Source organism: Micromonospora sp. NPDC049139 (assembly GCF_055586845.1).
In genome coordinates this window covers 105,357-130,871 of the sequence record NZ_JBVJHK010000008.1, presented here as the reverse complement: position 1 = coordinate 130,871, position 25,515 = coordinate 105,357, and the positions used below count along the sequence as shown (strand labels likewise).

Here is a 25,515-nt window from a genome sequence, read left to right as displayed (position 1 = left end):
GGCCGGCCGGGTCACGAGTCGGAGCCTTCCAGGGCCATCCTGACCAGGCCGGCGACGTCGAGTTCGCGGATCTGTGCCTCGGGCGCGGGCGGCGCGGCCGGGGCGGCGGGCGCGACGGCCACCGGGCCGGCGCTCGTGCGGGCCAGTTCGAGCAACTGGTCGAGCAGGCCCGCCTGCCGCAGCTGGTCCAGCGGGATCCCGGCGATGGCCCGACGGACCGACTCCTCGTCGCCCCCGCCACCGACGGTCCCGCCGTGGTCGGGGAAGAGTTCCTCGTGCAGGTGGTCGGCGAGACCCTCGGGGGTGGGGTAGTCGAACACGACCGTGGTGGGCAGGTCGTGCCCGGTGGCCGCGGAGAGCAGGTTGCGCAGCTCCACGGCGGTGAGCGAGTCGAAGCCGAGGTCCAGGAAGCCCCGGTCGGTGTCGATCACGTCGGCCGAGGAGTGGCCGAGCACCTTCGCCGCGTCGACCCGCACCATGTCCAGCAGCGCGGCCCGCCGCTCGTCGCCGGGCAGCGCCCGCAGACCGGCGAGCAGGTCCCGGGCGACGGGCGCGGGCACGTCCGGCCCGGCGGCGGGGGCGGCGGCGAGCGCGCGTACGGCCGGCAGGTCCGCCAGCAGCGGGCTGGGCCGCAGCGACGTGAACAGCGGCTGGAAGACGGCCCAGTCGATGTCCGCCACGGTGACGCAGGTGTCACCGGCCGCCAGGGCGTGCCGCAGCCCGGCCATCGCCACGCCGGGCGGCATCACCCGCAGGCCGCGGCGGCGCAACTGCTCCGCCGCGCCGTCGGTGTACATGCCCGACTCGGTCCACGGCCCCCAGGCGACGGAGGTGGCCGCCAGGCCCCGGCCGCGCCGCCGCTCGGCGAGCGCGTCGAGGTAGGCGTTGCCGGCCGCGTACGCGCCCTGCCCGCCACTGCCCCACACGGCGGAAATGGAGGAGAAGAGCACGAACGCGTCCAGCTCGACGCCGTCGAGCAGCTCGTCGAGGTGCTCGGCGCCGGACAGCTTCGGGGCGATGACGTACGCCAGGTCCTCCAGGGTGGTCTCGGCCAGCGGCACCACCTCGCTGACCCCGGCGGCGTGCACCACCGCGCGCAGCGGCGGCCCCTCCCGCCGCAGGTCGGCCAGGAGGTCGGCCATCGCGGTCCGGTCGGCGGCGTCGCACCGGGCGACCCGGCAGTCCACCCCGAGGCCGGTCAGCTCGGCGAGCAGGTCGGTCGCTCCCGGGGTGTCAGTGCCCCGTCGGCTGGTCAGCACCACCCGTTCCGCGCCGGCGCCGGCCACCCAGCGGGCCACGTGCCCACCGAGCGCACCGGTTCCGCCGGTGATCAGCACGGTCCCCCGGGGCTGCCACGGCTCGGGTTCCCCGGTGGTGACGGCGGGGACGAGCCGCCGGACCAGTACGCCGGAGTCGCGGACGGCCACCTGGTCCTCGACGCCACCGCCGGTGAGGATGCCGCCGAGCCGCATCGCCGTCCACGCCTCGATGGTGGTGGGCAGGTCCACCAGCCCGGCCCAGCGGGCGGGCTGCTCGAGCGCGGCCACCCGGCCCAGGCCCCACAGCATCGCCTGTCGGGGGTTGAGCGGGACGTCGTCGTCGCCGACGCCGACGGCGCCCTGCGTGACGCACCAGAGCCGGGCCGGAACGTCCAGGTCGGTCAGTTGCTGGAGCAGGTGCACGGTCGCGGCGAGGCCGCGCGGCAGCGCCGGGTGCTCGGCGTGCGGGGCGTCGTCGAGGCCGAGGAAGGACAGGATCGACAGCGGCTCGTCGGCCGCGCCGAGCGCCTCGGTGAGGACGGCCGCGAATCCCCCGGTCAGCTCGTCCGAATCGGCGGCGGTGTCGACGGGCACGGTGGTGACGTCCCCGCCGAGGGCCCAGGTGCAGGAGTTCAGGTCCGGGTCGTCCGCCCGGTCGGCGGGCAGCAGCACGAGCCAGCGGCCGGACTCCTCCGCCGCGGGCGGCTCGGCGAGCGGCTCCCAGACCGCCCGGTACCGGGTGCCGTCCACGAGGGAGCGTTCCCGCCCGCGCCGCCGCCACGCCGACAGGGCGGGCAGCACCGTCCCGAACGGCTGGTCGCGGTCCACCTCGAGATCGCGGACCAGCGAGTCGAAGTCCTCGGCGTCGACGGCCGCCCAGAAGCGGCGCTCGACCTCGGTGCCGTCGTCCTCGACCGCCAGCGCGGCCCAGGGCGGAGGCTCCGGCCAGTAGCGCTGCCGGTCGAAGACGTACGTGGGCAGTTCGACCCGCCGGGCGCCAGCGCCCTCGTACAGGGCCGACCAGTCCGGGGAGACGCCGTGGGCGTGCAGCGCGGCGACGGCCCGCAGCAGGGTGGCCGCCTCGGGACGCTCCCGGCGCAGCGCGGGCACGACCAGCGGCGCCCGGCCGCCGGCCGGGGCGCCCTCGGCGAGGACGGCCTGGGCGAGGGCGGTGAGCACCCCGTCCGGGCCGACCTCGACGTAGCCGGTGACGTTGCGGTCCCGCAGCGCCGCGACGGCGTCCGCGAAGCGCACCGCGTCGCGGGCGTGCCGCACCCAGTACTCCGGCGTACCGATCTCGGTCACGTCGACCGGCGCGCCGGTGACGGTGGAGACCATCGGGACGGTCGGGGCCTGGTACCGCAGGCGGCCGGCGACGGCGGCGAGGTCATCGAGCACCGGCTCCATCAGCGGACTGTGGAACGCGTGGCTGACCGTCAGGCGCCGGATCCGGACGCCCCGGGCGGTCCACTCGGCGGCCAGCTCCTCGACGGCGTCGCCGGCCCCGGAGACCACCACGGCGGTCGGGCCGTTGACGGCGGCGACGGAGACCCGGTCTACGCGGTCGCCGAGCGCGGCGGTCACCTCGGCCTCGCTGGCGGCGATGGCGAGCATCGCCCCGCCGGCCGGCAGTGCCTGCATCAGCCGGCCCCGGGCGGCGACCAGCTCGGCGGCGTCGGCCAGGGACAGCACCCCGGCGGCGTGGGCGGCGGCGAACTCGCCGATGGAGTGCCCGGCGACCGCGTCGGGGCGGACGCCCCACGCCTCCAGCAGCCGGAACAGCGCCACCTCGACGGCGAAGAGCGCCGGCTGGGTGAACTCGGTCCGGTCCAGCAGCTCCGCGTCGGGGGTGCCGGCCTCGGCGAGGAGCACCGGCTTCAGCGGGCGGGGCAGGTGCGGGTCGAGAGCGGCGCAGACCTCGTCGAGGGCGGCGGCGAAGACCGGGAACGCCTCGGCCAGCTCGCGGCCCATCCCGGCCCGCTGGGCCCCCTGCCCGGAGAACAGGTACGCCACCTTCGGCCGGGACGCGGCCGCGCCGGTGACCAGCAGCGGCGAGTCCTCGCCGGCGGCGAGGGCGCGCAGCCCGGCGTCCAGGGCGGTCCGGTCGGTGGCGAGGACGACGGCCCGGTGGTCCAGCGTGGCCCGGGAGGCCACCGACGACCAGCCGACGTCGACCAGCCGCGGGGCGGCCGGACCGGTGAGCTGGTCGGCCCAGCGGTCGGCCTGGGCGGCCAGCGCGGCTGCCGTACGCGCCGACAGCAGCACCGGTACCACCGGCAGCCGGGCCGGGTCCCCCGCGGGCTCGACCGGCGGGGACGGCTCGGCCGGCTCGGGCGCCTGCTCCAGGATGGTGTGCGCGTTGGTGCCGCTGATCCCGAACGAGGAGACGGCGGCCCGGCGCGGGTGGCCGGTGGCCGGCCACGGGCGGCCCTCGTCGAGCAGCTCGACCGCGCCGACGGTCCAGTCCACCTGGTCGGTCGGCTCGTCGACGTGCAGGGTCTGCGGCAGGTAGCCGTGCTGGAGTGCCAGCACCATCTTGATGATCCCGGCGACGCCGGCGGCGGCCTGGGTGTGGCCGATGTTGGACTTGATCGAGCCCAGCCAGAGGGGCTGGTCGTCGGGCCGTTCCCGGCCGTACGTGGCGAGCAGGGCCTGCGCCTCGATCGGGTCGCCGAGCCTGGTGCCGGTGCCGTGCGCCTCGACGGCGTCCACGTCCGCCGGGGCGAGGCCCGCGTTGGCGAGGGCCTGCCGGATCACCCGCTGCTGCGACGGCCCGTTGGGCGCGGTGAGGCCGTTGGACGCGCCGTCCTGGTTGACGGCGCTGCCCCGGATCACCGCGAGCACCGGGTGGCCGTTGCGGCGGGCGTCGGACAGCCGCTCGACCAGCAGCAGGCCGAGTCCCTCGCCCCAGCTCGTGCCGTCGGCGGCGGAGGCGAACGCCTTGACCCGGCTGTCCGGGGCCAGCCCCCGCTGCCGGCTGAAGCCGACGAACACGCCAGGGGTGGACATCACGGTGACGCCGCCGACGAGGGCGAGGGAGCACTCCGCCTGGCGCAGCGCCTGGCAGGCCCAGTGCAGCGCCACCAACGACGAGGAGCAGGCGGTGTCCACCGATACGGCGGGCCCCTCCAGCCCAAGCGTGTACGACACCCGGCCGGAGAGCACGCTGCCGGCGTTGCCGGTCATCAGGTGGCCCTCGGCGCCCTCGGCGCTGTACATCAGGTTCCGGTAGTCCTGGTAGTTGGTGCCGACGAAGACCCCGGTGGAGCTGCCGCGCAGCGCCTGGGGGTCGATCCCGGCCCGCTCGATCGCCTCCCAGGACGCCTCCAGCAGGAGCCGCTGCTGCGGGTCCATGGCCAGGGCCTCGCGGGGGCTGATGCCGAAGAAGCCGGCGTCGAAGTCGGCGACCCCGGCGACGAAGCCGCCCTCGCGGGCGTAGCTGGTGCCCTCGTTCTCGGGGTCGGAGTCGAAGAGCCGGTCGAGGTCCCAGCCCCGGTCGGTGGGGAACTCGCCGATCGCGTCGCCGCCGTCGGTGAGGAGCTGCCACAACTGCTCCGGGGTGTCCGCCCCGCCGGGGAGGCGGCAGCTCATCGCCACGATGGCGATCGGCTCGTCGTCCACGACCGTGGTGGCCGGGGCGGGGGTGGCGGCGTCCGGCGCGACGCCGGTGAGCAGTTCGTCGAGGTGCGCGGCGAGCACGGTCGGGTTGGGGTAGTCGAAGGCGAGCGTCGCGGGCAGCCGCAGGTCCGTGGCGGTGGCCAGGAAGTTGCGCATGTCCACCGCGGTCAGCGAGTCCAGGCCCAGGTCGCGGAAGGGGCGGGTGGCCGGGATGTCGTCGGCCGCGCCGTAGCCGAGCGCGGTCGCCGCGCACTGGCGGACCAGCTCCAGCAGCGCCGCGGCGCGCTCCGCCGGGGCGAGCCCGGCGAACCGCCGGGCCGCTGCCCCCGACGGCGCGTCCGGCTCCTCCTCGGTGGCCTCCTGCGCGACCTGCTGGGCCGCCTCCTGCACCTCGGCGAGGTCGCCGATGAGGGGGCTGGGCCGGACCAGGGTGAACGCGGGGGCGAACCGGGCCCAGTCGATGTCGGCGATGACGGTGGTCGCGTCGCCGCGCCGCAGCGCCCGCGCGAGGGCCTCGACGGCCAGGTCGGGGTCCATGCCGACCATGCCGCCCCGGCGCAGCCGCTGCTGGGCGCGCTCGTTGTCGGCGGGCAGGCCGGCCCCGCGCCACGCGCCCCAGGCCACGGAGAGGGCGGGGCGGCCCTCGGCCCGACGCCGCTCGGCGAGGGCGTCGAGGAAGGCGTTCGCCGCCCCGTATGCGCCCTGCCCGGCGTTGCCGGTGGTGCCGGCGACCGAGGAGAAGAGCACGAAGGCGTCCAGGTCCAGGTCGCGGGTCAGCTCGTCCAGGTGGACGGCGGCGGCGCACTTGGGCGCGGCGACGGTGTGCAGGCGCTGCGGGGTGGCGGTGTCCACGATGCCGTCGTCGAGGACGGCGGCGGTGTGCAGCACGGCGGTCACCGGAGCGTCGGCGGGCACGGTGTCCAGCAGGTCGGCCAGCTGCGCCCGGTCGGTGACGTCGCAGCGGGCCACGGTGACCCGTACGCCGAGGTCGGTCAGCTCCTCCTCCAGCTCGGCGGCGCCCGGGGCGTCCGGGCCGCGCCGGCTGGCCAGCAGGACGTGCGCGGCGCCGGAACGGGCGGCCCAGCGGGCCATGTGCCCGCCCAGCCCCCCGGTGCCGCCGGTGATCAGGACGGTGCCGCGCATCCGCCAGCCGTCGTCCGCCGTGTCGCCGGACGCGGTCGGCTCGGGCTCGGCGATCCGGGCGAGCCGGCGGACGAGGACCCCGGAGTCGCGGACGGCGAGCTGGTCCTCGCCGCCGTTGTCGCCGAGCGCCGCGCAGAGCAGCGCGCCGGTCTGCGCGTCGAGGGCCTCCGGCAGGTCGAGCAGGCCGCCCCAGCGGCCGGGGTGTTCGAGGGCGACGGCGCGGCCGAGCCCCCAGACGGAGGCGGCCACCGGGTGCGGTGGCAGGTCGTCGGCGGAGACCGCGACGGCCCCCCGGGTCGCGCACCACAGCGGCGCCTCGACGTCGAGCGTGCCGAGCGCCTGCACCAGCAGGGCGGTGCCCGAGGCGGCCAGCGAGGTCGCCGGGTGCTCCGGGTGCGCCCGCTCGTCCAGGCCGAGCAGCGAGAGCACGGCGGCGGGCTGGTCCGGGCCGGGGAGCGCGGCGCGCAGCCGGTCGACCAGGGCCGTCGGTTCGTCGGTGGCGTCCAGTTCCACGGGTACGACGTCCGCGCCGAAGTTGCCGAGCGCCGCCAGCACCCCGCTGACCAGGGGGTCGTCGCCCATCCCCGCGGGCAGCGGGACGAGCCAGGTGCCGGCGAGCCAGGTCAGCGGCAGGTCGGGCACGGCCTGCCAGGTGACTCGGTAGCGCCACCGGTCGATGTCCGGCGTGCCGTCGGCGGCGGCGAGGAAGACCGGCGGCGCCGGCCAGTACCGGTGGTGGTCGAAGGCGTAGGTGGGCAGCGCCACGACGTCGGTCCCGGCGAGGACGGCGGTCAGGTCGACGGGCAGGCCGATCGCGTGCGCGGTGGCGAGGTTGGTCAGCAGCCGCGTCGCGTCGTCGTCACCCCGCCGCAGGCTGCCCAGAATGTGACCGGTGACGCCCGCGTCGTCGAGGATCGCGGTGACCGGCATGGTCAGCACCGGATGCGGGGAAATCTCCACGAACGTCGTGTGACCCGCGGCGACCGCCACCCGCACGGCCGAATCGAACTGCACCGTCTGGCGCAGGTTGTCGTACCAGTAGTCCGCCGTCATCGACACCGGATCCACCCAGTCACCCGTCAACGTCGACACCAGACGGGTGTGGCCCTCCTGCGGGGCGATGTCAGCCAAGTCGGCGCGGAGTTGTTCCGCGACGTCCTGCACCGCGACCGAGTGGGAGGCGTAGTCGACGGGGATCAGCCGCGCCCGGACACCGTCGGCCTGACAGGCTTCGACGAGGTCCGCGACGGGCTGCGGCGGACCGGACACCACCACGGTGGAAGGGCCGTTGACGGCGGCCACCCCGACACCCGGGAACGCGGCCAGCCTCTCCGCCACCGCGTCGGCGGACAGGTCCACCGACGCCATCGTGCCCGTGCCCCGCAGCACCGTCAGCGCCCGCGACCGCAACGCCACCGCCTTCGCCGCATCCTCCAACGACAGAATCCCCGCCACACACGCGGCACCGATCTCGCCCTGCGAGTGACCGATCACCGCCCCCGGGCTCACCCCGACGTGCCGCCAGACAGCGGCCAGAGCGATGCCCACGGCCCACAGGACCGGCTGCACGACCTCCACCCGCTCCAACCACGACTCGTCATCGCCGGTCAACACCGACACGATGTCGACATCCAGGTACGAGGCGAGGGCCCGCTGACACTCCGCCAAGCGCGCGTCGAACACCGGCGTACGACCCACCAGACCAGCCGCCATCCGCGCCGACTGCGCACCCTGACCCGGGAACACGAACACCGCACCCGCGCCCGACGCCACGCCCGTGGTCACGTTCGCGGCCGGACGACCCGCCGCGACGGCGTCCAGCCCAGCCAGCAGCTCGTCGACGGTCGACCCGACGACGGCCGCCCGGTGGTCGAACGCCGACCGCGTGGCAGCCAGGGACCAGCCGACCGCCGCCGGGTCCAGGCCCTCCCGCTCCCGCACGTACGACGCCAGTCGGGCGGCCTGCCCGGCCAGGGCGGCCGTCGACCGGGCCGACACCGGCCAGAGGAACGCGTCGGCGGCGACCAGTCCGGGGATGGAGTCGGACGGGTGGCCCTCGGCCGGCTCGGCGGGCTGCTCGATGATCACGTGGGCGTTGGTGCCGGAGATGCCGAACGAGGAGACCGCCGCCCGGCGCACCCGGCCCGTCTCGGGCCACGGCCGCGCCTCGGTCGCCAGTTCGATGGCGCCGGCCGTCCAGTCGACGTGCGGGGACGGCTCGTCCACGTGCAGCGTCGCCGGCACGACCCCGTGCCGCATCGCCAGCACCATCTTGATCACACTGGCCACGCCCGCGGCGGCCTGCGCGTGCCCGATGTTGGACTTCAACGAGCCGAGGAGCAGCGGTTCGGCGCCCTCCCGGTCCTGCCCGTACGTGGCCAGCAGCGCCTGCGCCTCAATCGGGTCACCGAGCTTCGTGCCGGTGCCGTGCGCCTCCACCACGTCGATGTCGGCCGTGGACAGCCGGGCGCTCGTGAGGGCCTGGCTGATCACCCGCTGTTGGGCGGGGCCGTTCGGGGCGCTCAGGCCGTTGGAAGCGCCGTCCTGGTTGACGGCGGAGCCGCGTACGACCGCGAGGATCCGGTGGCCGTTGCGGCGGGCGTCGGACAGCCGCTCGACCAGCAGCCAGCCGACGCCCTCGGAGAACCCGGCGCCGTCGGCGGCGGCGGCGAAGGACTTGCACCGGCCGTCCGGGGAGAGGGCCCGCTGCCGGCTCGACCCGATGTACAGGCCCGGGGTGGCCATCACGGTCACGCCGCCGGCGAGGGCCAGGTCGCACTCCCCCGCCCGCAGCGCCTGCACGGCGAGGTGCAGCGCCACCAGGGACGACGAGCAGGCCGTGTCGATGGACACGGCGGGCCCCTCCAGCCCGAGGGTGTACGACACCCGGCCGGACGCGACGGCCGCCGCGCCACCGGTCATCGAGTGCCCCTCGTCGCCGTCCGGCGACATCATCAGCAGGGTGGCGTAGTCCTGCCCGTTGGTGCCGACGAACACCCCGGTCCGGCTGCCGCGCAGCGACGCCGGGTCGATGCCGGCGGCCTCGACCGCCTCCCAGGAGGTCTCCAGCAGCAGCCGCTGCTGCGGGTCCATGGCAAGCGCCTCACGCGGCGAGATGCCGAAGAAGGCGGAGTCGAAGTCGCCGGCGCCGTCGACGAACCCGCCCTCCCGGGCGTACGAGGTGCCCGGGTGGTCGGGGTCGGGGTGGTAGAGGCGCTCCAGGTTCCAGCCCCGGTCGTCGGGGAAGGGCGCCACGGCGTCCCGGCCGTCCCGCAGCAGCTCCCACAGGTCGTCGGGGTTGCGCACCCCGCCGGGCAGGCGGCAGCTCATCGCCACGATCGCCACCGGCTCCAGTTCCTGGGACTGTGCCTCACTGAGCCGGCGGCGGGTGTCGTGGAGATCAGCCATGACCCGCTTGAGGTAGTCGCGGAGCTTGTCTTCATTGGCCATCGGAGTGCCGCTTCCTGAGCAGGGACGAAGGGGAGCCGGAGCTGGGGTCAGGAGATGCCGAGGTCCTTGTCCACCATGGCGAACAGTTCGTCGTCGGTGGCGTCGTCGAGGTGCCGGCCGATGTCGCTGCCACCGCTGTCCTGGCCGAGCCGGGAGAGCATCGCCTGGAGGCGTACGGTGGCCCGCACCCGCGCCGCCTCGTCCCGTGCCACCACGTCGAGGCTGTCGGCGATCCGGTCGAGATCGTCGAGGAGCGCGGTCGGGGTGACCACGTCGTCGTGGGCGACCTCGGCGAAGAGGTACTCCGCCAGGGTCGTCGGGGTCGGGTAGTCGAAGACCAGCGTGACCGGCAGGGCCACGCCGGTGGCCGAGCCGAGCCGGTTGCGCAGCTCGACGGCGGTGACGGAGTCGAAGCCCAGCTCCCGGAACGCCCGGTGCTCGTCCACCGACTCGGCGGACGGGTAGTTGAGCACGGCGGCGACCTGGCTGCGGACCAGGCCGAGCAGGACGGCGAGCCGTTCGGCGGCGGGCAGCCCGGCGAACCGCTCCCGCAACGAGTCCGGGCCGTCGCCGGCCTCGACGCCGGCCACCTTCTCGGCCGCCTGGAGCCGGCGGACGTCCGGCAGGTCGCTGATCAGCGGGCCGGGCCGGGTGGCGGTGAAGGCGACAGCGAAGCGTTCCCAGGCCATGTCGGCGATGGTGAGGAACGCCTCGCCGTGGTCCACGGCCTGGTGCAGCGCGGCGATGGCCGCGTCAGGGCTCATCTCGGGTACGCCGTGCCGGTGCAGCAGCTCGCCGAGCGGCCCGTCCGCCATGCCGCCGCCGGCCCAGGCGCCCCAGGCGACGGAGGTGGCGGGCAGGCCGAGACCACGCCGGTGCTGGGCCAGCGCGTCGAGGAACGCGTTGCTCGGGGCGTAGTTGCCGACGCCGGAGCTGGCCACGCTGCCGGCGAACGACGAGAACATGACGAACGCGGACAGGTCCAGGTCGAGGGTCAGCTCGTGCAGGTTGTACGCGACGTCGACCTTGGCCTGGAGCACCCGCTCGATCTGCTCCAGCCGGATGTCGTTGATCATGGCGTCGTCCAGCACGGCGGTGGCGTGCACGACCGTGGTGAGCGGGTACTCGGCGGGGATCGCGCCGATCAGGTCGGCCAGCGCGTCCCGGTCGGAGGCGTCGCAGGCCACCACGGTGGCCTGGGCGCCCAGCGCGGTGAGCTCGTCGACGAGCTGCTGGGCGCCCGGCGCGGCCATGCCCCGCCGGCTGACCACGACGATGTTCTCCACCCCGCTGCGGGCCAGCCAGCGGGCGGCGTGCCCGCCGAGCGCGCCGGTGCCGCCGGTGACCAGCGCCGTACCGAACGGCTGCCAGGGGTTCGCGGGCTGGCTGTCGCCGAGCGGGACGCGGGTGAGCCGCCGGGCGAGCAGGCCGCCGGGGCGTACCGCGATCTGGTCCTCCTCCCCGGCGGCGGTGAGGGCCGCGACCAGCAGGGCGGCGCAGCGCTCCTCGACGGCCTCGGGCAGATCCACGAGGCCACCCCAGCGCTGCGGGTGCTCCAGCGCGGCGACCCGGCCGAAGCCCCACACCAGCGACTGCACCGGCGAGCGCAGCAGGTCGGTGCGGCCGACGGACACGGCGCCGGAGGTGACGCTCCACATGGGGGCGCGCAGGCCGATGTCGCCGAGGGCCTGGAAGAGCGCGACGGTGGCGGCGAAGCCGCCGGGCACGGACGGGTGCAGCGGGTGGGCGAGTTCGTCGAAGGCGAGCAGCGAGACGACGCCGGTCACCTCGGCGGCCCCCTGGTCCCCGCCCGGCGCCGCGGCGAGCGCCTCCTGCAGCAGCTTGCCGAGCAGGTCGCGGTCGACGTCGCTGGTGGAGACGGCCACCGGGACGAGGGTCGCGCCAGCCGTCGTGAATGCCTCGACGCAGGCGTCCTGCCAGGGCTCGACGATGTCGCCGGTCGGCATGACGACGACCCAGGTGCCGCTCATGCCCCGGTTGGTGACGCCGGTCAGGGGCTTCCAGGTGTCCTGGTAGCGCCAGCTGTCGATGTCGGACTGCCGGCGGCGCTGCCGGCGCCACGAGGTGAGCAGCGGCAGGGCCGGGAGCAGCGCGTCGAGGGCCTCGTGCGCGGGGGTGTCCTCGGTGGCGACGGTCTCGGCGAGGGCGGTGAGGTCGCCGCGTTCCACGGCGGCCCAGAAGCTCGCGTCGCTCGGGTCGGCCGCTCCCTGGAGCAGGCTTTCCAGGTCGACGCCGCCGCTGCCGTCCAGCCAGAACCGCTGGTGGTCGAAGGCGTAGGTGGGCAGATCGACAGCGTCGGTCTCGGCGAGGACGGTCGTGAGGTCGACGGGCAGGCCGATGGCGTGCGCCGTGGCCAGGTTGGTCAGCAGCCGCGTCGCGTCGTCGTCACCCCGCCGCAGGCTGCCCAGAATGTGACCGGTGACGCCCGCGTCGTCGAGGATCGCGGTGACCGGCATGGTCAGCACCGGATGCGGCGAGACCTCCACGAACGTCGTGTGACCCGCGGCGACCGCCACCCGCACAGCCGAATCGAACTGCACCGTCCGCCGCAGGTTGTCATACCAGTAGTCCGCCGTCATCGACACCGGATCCACCCAGTCACCCGTCAACGTCGACACCAGACGGGTGTGACCCTCCTGCGGGGCGATGTCAGCCAAGTCGGCGCGGAGTTGTTCCGCGACGTCCTGCACCGCGACCGAGTGGGAGGCGTAGTCCACCGGGATCAGCCGCGCCCGGACACCGTCGGCCTGGCACGCTTCGACGAGGTCCGCGACGGGCTGCGGCGGACCGGACACCACCACGGTGGAAGGGCCGTTGACGGCGGCCACCCCGACACCCGGGAACGCGGCCAGCCTCTCCGCCACCGCGTCGGCGGACAGGTCCACCGACGCCATCGTGCCGGTACCCCGCAGCACCATCAGCGCCCGCGACCGCAACGCCACCGCCTTCGCCGCATCCTCCAACGACAGAATCCCCGCCACACACGCGGCACCGATCTCACCCTGCGAGTGACCGATCACCGCCCCCGGGCTCACCCCCACGTGCTGCCACACCGCCGCCAGAGCGATACCCACGGCCCACAGGACCGGCTGCACCACCTCCACCCGCTCCAACCACGACTCGTCCTCGCCGGTCAACACCGACACCAGGTCCACGTCCAGATAAGGGGCGAGAGCTTGCTGGCACTCCGCCAACTTCGCGTCGAACACCGGGCTCCGGCCCACCAGACCGGCCGCCATCCGCGCCGACTGCGCACCCTGACCCGGGAACACGAACACCGCCCCCGCACCCGTCCCGGAAACGGTGCCCGTGACCAGGTTCCCGGACGGCGAACCGGCGGCCAGGGCGTCCAGCCCAGCCAGCAGTTCCTCGGCGCTCGCACCGACCACGGCGGCACGCTGGTCGAACAGCGACCGCGTCGTGGCCAGGGACCAGCCCACCGCCGCCACATCCACGTCGCCACGCTCGCGCACGTACTCCGCCAGCCGCGCCGCCTGACCCGCCAGAGCCCCCTTCGACCGCGCCGACACCGACCACACCAGGACGTCGGAGGCGACCAGGCCGGGTCGCCGGCTGGTCTCGACCGCCACCTCGACGGTCTCCTCACCGTCGGCGGCCTCCGGCGCGGCGGTACGCGGCCGGTACTCCTCCACGATGACGTGGGCGTTGGTGCCGCTGACGCCGAACGAGGAGACGCCGCCCCGGCGGGGACGACCCAGCTCCGGCCACGGCTTGGCCTCGGTGAGCAGCGACACCGCCCCGGCGGTCCAGTCGACGTGCGGGGACGGCTCGTCGACGTGCAGGGTCTCCGGCATGAGGCCGTTGCGCAGGGCCATCACCATCTTGACCATGCCGGCGACGCCGGCGGCGCTCTGGGTGTGGCCGATGTTCGACTTCACCGAGCCGAGCCAGAGCGGCCGGTCGGCGGGGCGGTCCTGCCCGTACGTGGCGATCAGGGCCTGCGCCTCGATCGGGTCGCCGAGCGTCGTGCCGGTGCCGTGCGCCTCCACCATGTCGACGTCGGCGGCACCGAGGCGGGCGTTGACCAGGGCCTGCCGGATGACCCGCTGCTGCGAGGGGCCGTTCGGGGCGGTGAGGCCGTTCGACGCGCCGTCCTGGTTGAGGGCGCTGCCGCGGATGACGGCGAGGATCGGGTGGCCGTTGCGCTCGGCGTCGGAAAGCCGTTCCACCACCAGCACGCCGCCGCCCTCGCCCCAGCCGGTGCCGTCCGCCCCGGCCGCGAACGCCTTGCACCGGCCGTCGACGGACATGCCGCGCTGCCGGGAGAAGACGACGAACACGCCGGGGGTGACCATCACGGTGACGCCACCGGCGATGGCCAGGTCGCACTCGCGGCGGCGCAGCGCGGTCGCCGCGAGGTGCAGGGCCACCAGCGACGACGAGCAGGCGGTGTCCACGGTGACGGCCGGGCCGTTGAGGCCGAGGGTGAACGAGATCCGGCCGGACGCCACACTGGTGGTGTTGCCGGTGCCGATGTACATGTCGACGCCCTCGGGCACGTTCGGCAGACCCATGCCGTAGTTGGAGGTGCTCAGCCCCACGAAGACGCCGGTCTGGCTGCCGCGCAGCGACAGCGGGTCGATGCCGGCCCGCTCGATGGCCTCCCAGGACGTCTCCAGCAGCAGCCGCTGCTGCGGGTCCATGGCGAGGGCCTCACGCGGGGAGATCCCGAACAGCGACGGGTCGAACGCGCCGGCCTGGTCGAGGAAGCCGCCGATCCGGGTGTAGCTCTTGCCCGGCTTGTTGGGGTCGGGGTCGTAGAGCGACGCCAGGTCCCAGCCCCGGTCGTCCGGAAACTCGGTGAGCGCGTCCCGGCCGTCGGCGACGAGTTCCCACAGGTCTTCCGGGGAGTGGACGCCACCCGGGAAGCGGCAGCTCATCGAGACGATGGCCAGCGGCTCCTGGTCGCGTGCCTCGACGGTCTGCAGCTTGCGCTTGGTCTCGTGCAGGTCGGCGGTCACCCGCTTGAGGAAGTACCGCAGCTTGTCGTCGCTCATCGGGTGGCGCCTTCCTCGATGAAGAATCCGGTCATCTCAGGAGATCCCAAACTCTTTGCTGATGAAGTCGAAGATCTCGTCGTCGCTGGCCGATTCGAGATCGGGCTTGTCCTGCTCGGTAGCCGGTCCGGCGCCCAGGTCGGACGCCTTGGCCAGCAGGTCCTGCATCCGGGCGGTGAACCGGGCCCGGGCCGTCGCGTCCAGTGGGATGGCCGTGAGCAGGCTCTCCACGGTGTCGATGCCCTGGAAGATGGGCTGCGTGGACGGCGCCGCGTCGGCGGCGATCTCGCTCGTCAGCCTCTCGGCGAGCGCGGCCGGCGTCGGGTAGTCGAACACCAGCGTCGCCGGCAGCCGCAGCCCGGACAGGCTGTTGAGCCGGTTGCGCAGGTCCACCGCGGTGAGCGAGTCGAAGCCGAGTTCGGTGAAGAGCCGGCCGGGGTCGACCGCGTCGGCGCTGGCGTGGCCGAGGACGGCGGCGATGTTCGCCCGGACCACGTCCAGCACGACCTTCAGCCGCTCCGGGCCGGCCAGCCCGGCCAGCCGCTGGCTCAGCTGCATCCCGCCGGCGCGGGCACCGGCGGCGTCGACCGATCGCCGCAGCGGCACCCGGACCAGGGCCCGGAGCATCGGCGCGAGCGTGCCGGCCTCCGCCTGCGTCCGCAGGGTCCCGACGTCCAGCCGCATCGGTACGACCGCCGCCGCGTCGAGCCGCCAGGCCGCGTCGAAGAGGTCCAGCGCCTGCTCGGTGGCGAGCCCCGCCGCGCCCTGCTCGGCCATCCGCCGCACGTCCGCGTCGTCGAGGTGGCCGGTCATGCCGCTGGCCTGCTCCCACAGGCCCCAGGCCAGGGAGATGCCGGCGAGTCCGCGGGCCCGCCGGTGCGCGGCGAGGGCGTCCAGGAAGGCGTTCGCCGCCGAGTAGTTGGACTGGCCGGCGCTGCCCAGGGTGGCCGCCGCCGAGGAGAAGAGCACGAAGGCCGCGAGGTCGAGGTCGGCGGTGAGGCGGTGCAGATGCCACGCCGCGTCGATCTTCGGCACGGCGACCGCGTCCACCCGCTCGGGGGTCATCGACTCCAGCACGCCGTCGTCGAGTACGCCGGCGGCGTGCACCACGGCGGTGAGCGGATGGTCGGCGGGCACCCCGGCCAGCAGCGCCGACAGGGCGTCCGGGTCGGCGACGTCGCAGGCCGCGACGGTGATCCGGGTGCCGGTGTCGGCGAGGTCGGCGAGGTCGGCGATGCCCTCGGCCGCCGCGCCGCGCCGCCCGGCCAGCAGCAGGTGCCGCACGCCGTGGGTGGTGGCGAGGTGGCGGGCCACGATACGGCCCAGCACGCCGGTCCCGCCGGTGATCAGCACGGTGCCGTCGGGGTCGATGCCGCCGGGCAGCAGCTCCACCCCGGCCGGAACCCGCCCGAGCCGTGGCGTACGGACCTGCCCGCCCCGCACGGCGAGCTGCGGCTCGCCGGAGGCGATGGCGGCGGCCAGCACGGTGCCGCTGCCAGGGGTGTCGTCGAGGTCGACCAGCTGGCACCGGCCCGGGTGCTCGAGCTGCGCGGTCCGCAGCAGGCCCCAGACCGGGGCCTGGCGCAGGTTGACGACCGGCTGCTCCCCCGCCGCGACCGCGTCGCGGGTGACCAACACCAGCCGGGAGTCGGCGAACCGGTCGTCGGCGAGCCAGGTCCGCACCGCGGCGAGGGTGCGGTGCGTCGTGGCCCGCGCCTGCGCGGCCAGCGCCGGGTCCGTCGGGTCCCCGACGCCGCCGACCGGGACGATCACCGCCTCGGGTGCCGGCTCGCCCCCGGCGAGCAGGTCGCCCAGCGAGTCGAGGTCCACGTCGGTACGCACCCTCGCGCCGGCCGCCTCGCAGGCGGCGCTGAGGGCGAGATCGTCGCCGCCGAGCACCACCCAGCGGATGGCCGCCGGCACCGGGCCGGTGGGCACCGGCAGCGCCGGCCAGTCCACCTGGAACAGGGACTCGTGCCGGCCGGAGCGGGCAGCGCCGAGCGAGTCGCCGGTGACCCGGCGCATGATCAGCGAGTCCACGTGCAGCACCGGGGCGCCGGTGGCGTCGGCCACCTGGAAGGAGACCCCGACCTCGCCGGCCGCCGCGACGCGCACGCGCAGGGCGGTGGCACCGGCGGCGAGCAGGGAGACGCCGGTCCAGGCGAACGGGAGCCGGGGCACCGTGGCGTCGGCCCCGTCACCCATCCGGCCGAGGAAGCCGCCGATCGACATGGCCTGCAACGCACCGTCCAGCAGCGCCGGGTGCACGCCGAACCGGCCGGCGTCAGCGTGGTGGTCGGCGGGCAGCTCGACCTCGGCGAAGACCTCGTCGTCGCGGGTCCACGCGGCGCGCAGGCCGCGGAACGCCGGGCCGTACCCGAAGACGGTCGCCTCGATGCCGGAGTAGAAGTCGTCGGCCTCGACGCGGGTCGCGCCGGGCGGCGGCCACACCCCGAGGTCGAAGGCGGGCGCGGTGCCCTCGGCCGGCTGCGGGGCGAGCAGGCCGGTGGCGTGGCAGGTCCAGGCCACGTCGGCCAGGATCTCGTCCGAGCCGTCCCGGTAGGGCCGGGAGTAGAGCTGGACGGTGCGGCGCCCGTCGTCGTCCCGGTCGCCGACCATCAGCTGCACCTGGAGCGCGCCGAGTTCGGGCAGGACGAGCGGGGCGAGCAGGGTCAGCTCCTCCACCGTCGGGCAACCCGCCTGCTCACCGGCGTACGTCGCCAGCTCCACGAAGGCGGTGCCGGGCAGCAGGATGTTGTCCATCACCCGGTGCTCGCCGAGCCACGGGTGGGTACGCACCGACAGCCGCCCGGTGAAGACCATCCGCTCGCTGTCCGGGAAGGTCAGCGTGGCGCTGAGCAGCGGGTGCCCGGCGTCCTGGAGGCCGGCGGAGCTGACGTCCTGCGCCCGGTGGACCGGGGGGTCGACCCAGTACCGCTGGTGGTCGAAGGCGTAGGTGGGCAGGGCGACGGTGTCGGTCTCGGCGAGGACCGCCGTGAGGTCCACGGGCAGGCCGATGGCATGCGCCGTGGCCAGATTGGTCAGCAACCGCGTCGGGTCGTCGTCGCCCCGCCGGAGGCTGCCCAGGGTGTGCCCGGTGACGCCCGTGTCGTCGAGGATCGCCGTGACCGGCATGGTCAGCACCGGATGCGGAGAGATCTCCACGAACGTCGTGTGACCCGCCTCGACCGCGACGCGGACGGCCGGGTCGAACCGCACCGTCTGCCGCAGGTTGTCATACCAGTAACCGGCATCCATCGACATCGGGTCCACCCAGTCCCCGGTCAGCGTCGACACCAGACGTGTGTGCCCCTGCTGCGGGACGATATCGGCCAGGTCGGCGCGCAACTGCTCCGCGACATCCTGCACCGCCGCCGAATGCGACGCGTAATCCACCGGAATCAACCGCGCCCGCACACCATCGGCCTGGCACGCCTCGACCAGATCGGCAACCGGCTGCGGCGGACCCGACACCACCACCGTGCCAGGACCATTCACAGCAGCCACACCCACACCCGGGAAACCCGCGAGACGCGCGGTGACCGCATCGGCGGACAGATCCACCGACGCCATCGTCCCCGTGCCCCGCAGCACCATCAGCGCCCGCGACCGCAACGCCACAGCCTTCGCCGCATCCTCAAGAGACAGGATCCCCGCGACGCAGGCGGCACCGATCTCACCCTGCGAATGACCGATCACCGCCGCCGGGGACACCCCCGCGCGCCGCCACACCGCCGCCAAGGCGACGCCCACGGCCCACAGAACCGGCTGCACCACCTCCACCCGCTCCAACCACGACTCATCCTCACCGGTCAACACCGACACCAGATCGACGTCCAGGTACGGGGCGAGGGCCCGCTGACACTCCGCCAACTTCTCGTCGAACACCGGCGTACGACCCACCAGACCGGCCGCCATCCGCGCCGACTGCGCACCCTGACCCGGGAACACGAACACCGCCCCCGCACCCGTCCCGGAAACGGTGCCCGTAACCAGGTTCCCGGACGGCGAACCGGCGGCCAGGGCGTCCAGCCCAGCCAGCAGTTCCTCGGCGCTCGCACCGACCACGGCGGCACGCTGGTCGAACAGCGACCGCGTCGTGGCCAGGGACCAGCCCACCGCCGCCGGATCCACGTCGCCACGCTCGCGCACGTACTCCGCCAGCCGCGCCGCCTGACCCGCCAGAGCCCCCTTCGACCGCGCCGACACCGACCACACGACGACATCGGAGTCCACCAGGCCCGGACGCGGGTCCACGGGCGCGGCTTCGACCGGCTCGTCGGCCTGCTCGATGATGACGTGGGCGTTGGTGCCGGAGATGCCGAACGACGACACCGCCGCGCGGCGGGGACGGTCCACCGCCGGCCACGGCCGGGACTCCGTCGCCAACTCCACCGAGCCGGACGTCCAGTCGATGTGCGGGGACGGCTCGTCCACGTGCAGCGTCGCCGGCACGACCCCGTGCCGCATGGCCTGCACCATCTTGATCACGCCGGCGACGCCCGCCGCCGCCTGCGCGTGCCCGATGTTCGACTTGATCGAGCCGAGCAGCAGCGGCCGGTCCGCCGGCCGGTCCCGCCCGTACGTGGCGAGCAGCGCCTGCGCCTCGATGGGGTCGCCGAGCGTGGTGCCCGTGCCGTGCGCCTCGACCACGTCGACGTCGGCCGTGGACAGCCGCGCCGACGCGAGGGCCTGCCGGATGACCCGCTGCTGGGAGGGGCCGTTCGGGGCGGTCAGCCCGTTCGACGCCCCGTCCTGGTTGATCGCGGAGCCGCGTACCACGGCGAGGACCTTGCGGCCCTGCCTGCGGGCGTCGCTCAGCCGCTGCACGAGCAGCATGCCGACGCCCTCGGACCAGCCGGTGCCGTCCGCCGAGGCGGCGAACGACTTGCACCGGCCGTCGGCGGCGAGACCGCGCTGGCGGGAGAACTCGACGAACGCGGTCGGGGTGGCCATCACCATCACACCGCCGGCGAGGGCCATGTCGCACTCGCCGCGCCGCAGCGCCTGGCCGGCCCAGTGCAGGGCCACCAGGGACGACGAGCAGGCGGTGTCCAACGAGACGGCCGGACCTTCGAGGCCGAACGTGTACGCCACCCGCCCGGAGATGACGCTGCTGGTCATCCCGGTCAGCATGTAGCCCTCGGCGGCCTCCGGCGAGTACGCGAGCAGCGAGCCGTAGTCCTGGCCGCTGGTCCCGACGAACACGCCGGTGCTGCTGCCCCGGACGGCGGCCGGGTCGATGCCGGCGGACTCGAAGGACTCCCAGGTGGTCTCCAGCAACAGCCGCTGCTGCGGGTCCATGGCCAGGGCCTCGCGGGGCGAGATGCCGAAGAACCCGGGGTCGAACCGGTCGACGCCGCTGAGGAAGCCGCCGCCGCGGGCGTAGAAGGTGCCGCTGGCGTCGGGGTCCGGGCTGTAGAGGGAGTCGAGGTCCCAGCCCCGGTCGGTGGGCAGGTCGGTGATCGCGTCGACGCCGTCGGCCACGAGCCGCCACAGGTCGTCCGGGGACCAGACCCCGCCGGGCAGCCGGCACGCCATGCCGATGATGGCGAGGGGCTCGTCGTCGTCGACCGACACGGTGGTGGTCGTGGGTCGCACGGGGACGGGGGTGCCGGCGATCTCCGTACCGAGGAAGGCGGCCAGGTCGTGTGGGGTCGGGTAGTCGAAGACGAGGGTGGCCGGCAGCCGCATCCCGAACGCGTTGTTGAGCCGGTTGCGCATCTCGACGGCGGTCAGCGAGTCGAAGCCGAACTCGCTGAACGCCTTGCGCGGCTCGATGGCCGTCGGGTCAGGGTAGCCGAGCACGGCGGCGGCCTGGCCGCGGACGATCTCGACCAGCGCGGCGGCCCGGTCGGTGTCGCCGAGCGCGGCGAGCTGCTGGACCAGGGACGCGCCGGTGGCGGCCGCGGCGGCGGTGCGGGCGGGCATGCGGATCAGCGCCCGGTACAGCGGCGGGATGCTGCCGCCGGCGAACTGCACCTTCATGGCGGCGAGGTCGAGCCGGGCCGGGACGAGCGCGGCGTCGGTGCTGCGGCAGGCCGCGTCGAAGAGGGCGAGCCCCTCCTCGGCCTCCATGGCGGCGACGCCGGAGCGGGAGATCCGGTTGAGGTGGACGTCGTCCAGCTCGGTGGTCATGCCGCTGCGGTCGGCCCAGAGGCCCCACGCGAGGGTGAGCGCGGCGAGCCCGCGCGCCTTGCGGTGCTGGGCCAGCCCGTCAAGGAACGCGTTGGCGGCGGCGTAGTTGCCCTGGCCGGGGCCGCCGGCGGTGGCGGCGAGCGAGGAGTACGAGACGAACGCCTTCAGGTCGAGGTCGGCGGTCAGCTCGTGCAGGTTCCAGGCGGCGTCGACCTTGGGCCGCAGCACGCCGTCCATCCGCTCGGGGGTGAGCGAGGAGATGACGCCGTCGTCGCGGACGCCGGCGGCGTGGATGACGGCGGTGAGCGGGTGCTCCGCCGGGATGGCGGCCAGCAGCTCCGCCACGGCGGCCCGGTCGGCGACGTCGCAGGCGGCGACGGTGACGGTCGCGCCGAGCGCCTCCAGGTCGGCGCAGAGTTCGGCGACACCTCCGGCCGCCCGGCCGCGCCGGCTGGTGAGGATGAGGTGCCGGACGCCGTACGTGGTCACCAGGTGCCGGCTCATGAGCTGGCCGAGGGTGCCGGTGGCGCCGGTGATCAGGACGCTCCCCTCCCCGTCGAACGGGGCGGCTGGCGGCTCGGCCACGGCGGGGACCCGGGTGAGCCGGGCCCCGGCGGCGACGCCCGCGCGGATCACCACCTGCGGCTCGTCGGTGGCGACGGCCGGGACGAGCGCGGCGGCGCAGCCGGCCACGTCGTCGACGTCGACCAGCACGAACCGGTCGGGGTTCTCCGACTGGGCGGAGCGGAGCAGGCCGATCACCGCGGCGCCGGCCAGGTCGGTCAGGTCGGCGTCCCGGTCGGTGGCGACCGCGCCCCGGGTCAGCACGACCAGCCGGGAGGCCGCGTACCGGTCGTCGGCGAGGAACTGCTGGAGCACGGCGAGCGCCCGGTGGGTCACCTCGGCGACGGCGCGCGGCACGTCCGCCGACGCGGGCGGGTCGAGGAAGGGCACCACCAGCACGCCGGGTGCGTCCGCCCCCTCGTCCATCGCGGTCGCCAGGGCGGTCAGGTCGGGGTACGCCGCCACAGCCGTCCCGGTTGCCGCTACCGCGTCGGTGAGGGCCGCGTCGTCGTCGACCACCACCCAGTCGACGGTCGACGGGCCGGCGGCCAGGGCGAGCGGGGCCCACTCGACCCGGAACAGCGACTCGGTCCCGCCGCCCCCGGCGGTGCGGAGCTGGTCGGCGGAGACCGGCCGCAGGACGAGGGAGCCGACGGAGATGATCGGCGCGCCGGTGACGTCGGCCAGCAGCAGCGAGATGCTGTCGGTGCCGGTGTGCGAGACCCGGACCCGGGCCGCCGCCGCGCCGGCGGCGTGCAGGGCGACGTCGTTCCACGAGAACGGCAGCCGGCCGTACCCCGGGGGCATGTCCGCCCCGGACGGCGCGCCGGTGGCGGTGGTCAGCCCGAGGGTGTGCAGCGCCGCGTCGAGCAGGGCCGGGTGCAGGCCGTACCCGTCGGCCTCGGCGGCGGAGGTCTCCGGCAGGGCCAGCTCGGCGAAGAGGTCCTCGCCGCGCCGCCAGGCGGAGCGCAGCGCGATGAAGGACGGGCCGTAGTCGTAGCCCTGGGCGGCGAGGTTCAGGTACAGGTCGTCGGTGGCGACCTCGGTCGCGCCCGGGGGCGGCCAGGCGGTCAGGTCGGACCAGCCGGAGGGCGCGCCCGGTCCGGCGGGGCCGCTGGCCAGCACGCCGCTGGCGTTGCGGGTCCAGGCCCGCTCCCCCGCGCCGTCGGCCGGGTCGCCGTCGACCGCGGAGTGCAGCGACACGGACCGGCAGCCGGTCTCGTCGGCCGGGCCGATCCAGAGCTGGATGTCCACGCCACCGGTCTCAGGCAGGATCAGCGGCGACTCCAGGGTGAGTTCGCGGACGTGGTCCGCGCCGACGTGCGCGCCGGCCTGGAGGGCGAGTTCCACGAAGCCCGTGCCGGGCAGCAGCACCGTGTCGAAGACGACGTGGTCGGAGATCCACGGGTGGGTGCGCCGGGCCAGTCGCCCGGTGAACAGGAAGCCCTCGGCGTGCGCGACGCCGACGGCGGCGCCGAGCAGGGGGTGCCGCGCGGGCCGCAGGCCGACGGCGGTGACGTCTCCGGTCCACCCGGCGCCCGCCTCCGGCCAGTAGCGCTGGTGCTGGAAGGCATACGTGGGCAGGTCGACCCGCCGTGCGCCGGTGTCGGTGAACCACTGCTGCCAGGTCACCGACACGCCGTGCACATGCAGGTCGGCCAGGGCGTGCAGCAGGGCGTGCGTCTCCGGCCGGTCCTTACGCTGCGCGGCGACGGCCAGCACGGCGTCATCCTCGGGCAGGATGTCCGCCGCCATCGCCGTCAGCACACTCTGCGGACCCACCTCCAGGAACGTGTCCACGCCCGCCTCGCGCAGCGCGGCGACCCCGTCGGCGTACCGCACCGCCTCACGGACATGCCGCACCCAGTAGTCGACCGTGCGAATCTCGTCGCCCTCGGCCAGGGCACCGGTCACGTTCGACACGACCGGCAGCAACGGGGCGGCAAAGGTCAACCCGTCCAGGAGCGTGCGGAACTCATCGAGGATCGGCTCCATCAGCGGACTGTGGAACGCGTGGCTGACGGCGAGGCGGCGGGTCCGGGCGCCTCGCTCCTTCCAGGTCCGCTCGATGCCGTCGAGGGCGTCGACCGCGCCGGACACCACGACCGATGTCGGCCCGTTGACCGCCGCGATCCCGACCCGATCCGTGAGGCCGGCGATCGACTCGCGTACCGCGGCCTCGTCCGCCGCCACTGCGAGCATCCCGCCTCCGGACGGCAGGGCCTGCATCAACCGACCCCGCGCCGCCACCAACGCGGCGGCGTCCGCCAGGGACAACACCCCGGCCACGTGCGCGGCCGAGATCTCACCGATCGAGTGACCGGCGAGCATGTCCGGCACCACACCGAACGACTCGATCAGCCGGAACAACGCCACCTCGACCGCGAACAGGCCCGCCTGGGTGAACACGGTCTGGTCCAGCAGCTCGGCCTCCGGGGTGCCCGCCTCGGCGAACAGCACCTCCCGCAACGGACGCGGCAACAGCGGATCGAGCTGCGCACACACCCCGCCCAACGCCGCCGCGAAGACCGGGAACGCCTCGGACAACTCCCGGCCCATACCCGCACGCTGCGCACCCTGACCCGAGAACAGCACCGCCAGCGTGCCCCGGCCGCCGGCCTGGCCCGCGACCACCGCGCCCGACGGCTCGCCGGACGCGAGCGCCCGGAGCCCGGCGAGCAGGTCGTCGCGGCCGGTGGCCGGCACCACGGCCCGGTGGTCCAGGGTGGACCGGGAGGTGACCGACGAGAAGGCGACGTCGAGGGGACGCAGGGTCTCGTCGGCAGCCAGCCGGGCGGCCCAGCGCTGCGCCTGTCCGGCTAGGCCGGCGGCGTCCCGGGCCGACACCAGCACGGGGACGACCGGCCGCTCGACGGCCGGTGCGGCGGCGGCCGGCGCGGGCTGCGGCACCGGGGCCTGCTCCAGGATGGTGTGCGCGTTGGTGCCGGACACCCCGAACGAGGACACGGCCGAGCGGCGCGGCCGGTCCGTCGCCGGCCACGGCGTCGCCTCGGTCACCAGCGAGACGGCACCGGCAGACCAGTCGACCTCGGGGGTCGGCTCGTCCACGTGCAGGGTCGGCGGCACGACGCCGTGCCGCATCGCCATGACCATCTTGATCACACCGGCGACGCCGGCGGCGGCCTGGGCGTGGCCGATGTTCGACTTCACGGACCCGAGCAGCAGCGGCGCCGCGTCGCCCCGGTCCTGCCCGTACGTGGCCAGCAGCGCCTGCGCCTCGATCGGGTCGCCGAGCCGGGTGCCGGTGCCGTGCGCCTCCACCACGTCCACGCCGCCCGCGGCGAGACCGGCGTTGGCCAGGGCCTGCTGGATGACCCGCTGCTGGGACGGCCCGTTCGGGGCGCTCAGGCCGTTGGAGGCGCCGTCCTGGTTGACGGCGCTGCCCCGCACCACGGCGAGGATCGGGTGGCCGTTGCGCTGCGCGTCCGACAGCCGCTCCAGCAGCAGGACGCCGACGCCCTCGGACCAACCGGTGCCGTCGGCGGCGGCGGCGAACGCCTTGCACCGGCCGTCGGCGGCGAGGCCGCGCTGCCGGGAGAACTCGACGAAGGCGGCCGGGGTGCACATGGCGGTGACCCCGGCGACGATGGCCAGGGTGCACTCCCGCTGCCGCAGCGCCTGCCCGGCGAGGTGCAGCGCGACCAGGGAGGACGAGCAGGCGGTGTCGATGGTGACCGCCGGCCCCTCCAGGCCGAAGGTGTAGGCGATCCGGCCGGAGACGACGCTGCCGGCGTTGCCGGTCATCAGGTGCCCTTCCAGGCCCTGCGCGGCACCCATCAGCACGGTGCCGTAGTCCTGCCCGGTGCTGCCGGCGAAGACGCCGGTACGGCTGCCGCGCAGCGAGTGCGGGTCGATGCCGGCCCGTTCGAGGACCTCCCACGAAGTCTCCAGCAGCCAGCGCTGCTGCGGGTCCATCGCCAGGGCCTCGCGCGGTGAGATCGCGAAGAAGCCCGGGTCGAAGTCGGGCATGTCGTGGACGAAGCCACCCTGGCGGGTGTACGACGTGCCGGGGCCGCCCTGCTCCTGGTCGGCGTCGTACAACGACCCGAGGTCCCAGCCCCGGTCCTCCGGGAAGTCGGTGACCGCGTCCCGGCCGGACGCGACCACCTCCCACAGGTCCTCCGGCGACCGCACGCCGCCGGGGAACCGGCAGCTCATGGAGACGATGGCGACCGGTTCCTGTTCGCCGGCCTCCACCTCGCGCAGGCGCTGCCGCACCTGATGCAGGTCAGCGGTGACCCGCTTGAGGTAGTCGAGAAGCTTCGCCTCGTCAGCCATGGACC

At 74.9% G+C, this 25,515-nt stretch carries 3 protein-coding genes; all 3 read right to left on the bottom strand.

Annotation, left to right across the window (positions count from 1 at the left end):
- Window positions 1-11 precede the first annotated feature (11 nt).
- Window positions 12-9,521, bottom strand: coding sequence for a type I polyketide synthase (locus ACZ6Q9_RS16525; protein ID WP_396829339.1), 9,510 nt, complete (start codon window positions 9,519-9,521; stop codon window positions 12-14).
- A complete protein-coding gene (locus ACZ6Q9_RS16520) occupies window positions 9,518-14,473 on the bottom strand; it encodes a type I polyketide synthase (protein WP_466021412.1) in 4,956 nt (1,651 codons plus the stop codon). Before ACZ6Q9_RS16520 ends, ACZ6Q9_RS16525 begins: the two co-directional genes overlap by 4 nt.
- Before the next feature lie 72 nt (window positions 14,474-14,545).
- Window positions 14,546-25,510 (bottom strand): type I polyketide synthase, encoded by a 10,965-nt coding sequence (locus tag ACZ6Q9_RS16515; RefSeq protein WP_396829292.1) that lies wholly within the window; start codon window positions 25,508-25,510, stop codon window positions 14,546-14,548.
- Between the last annotated feature and the right edge of the window lie 5 nt (window positions 25,511-25,515).

Excerpts from the sequence above, each read along its gene's own strand:
- ACZ6Q9_RS16515 (WP_396829292.1), bottom strand. The coding sequence starts at position 25,510 with ATGGCTGACGAGGCGAAGCTTCTCGACTACCTCAAGCGGGTCACCGCT.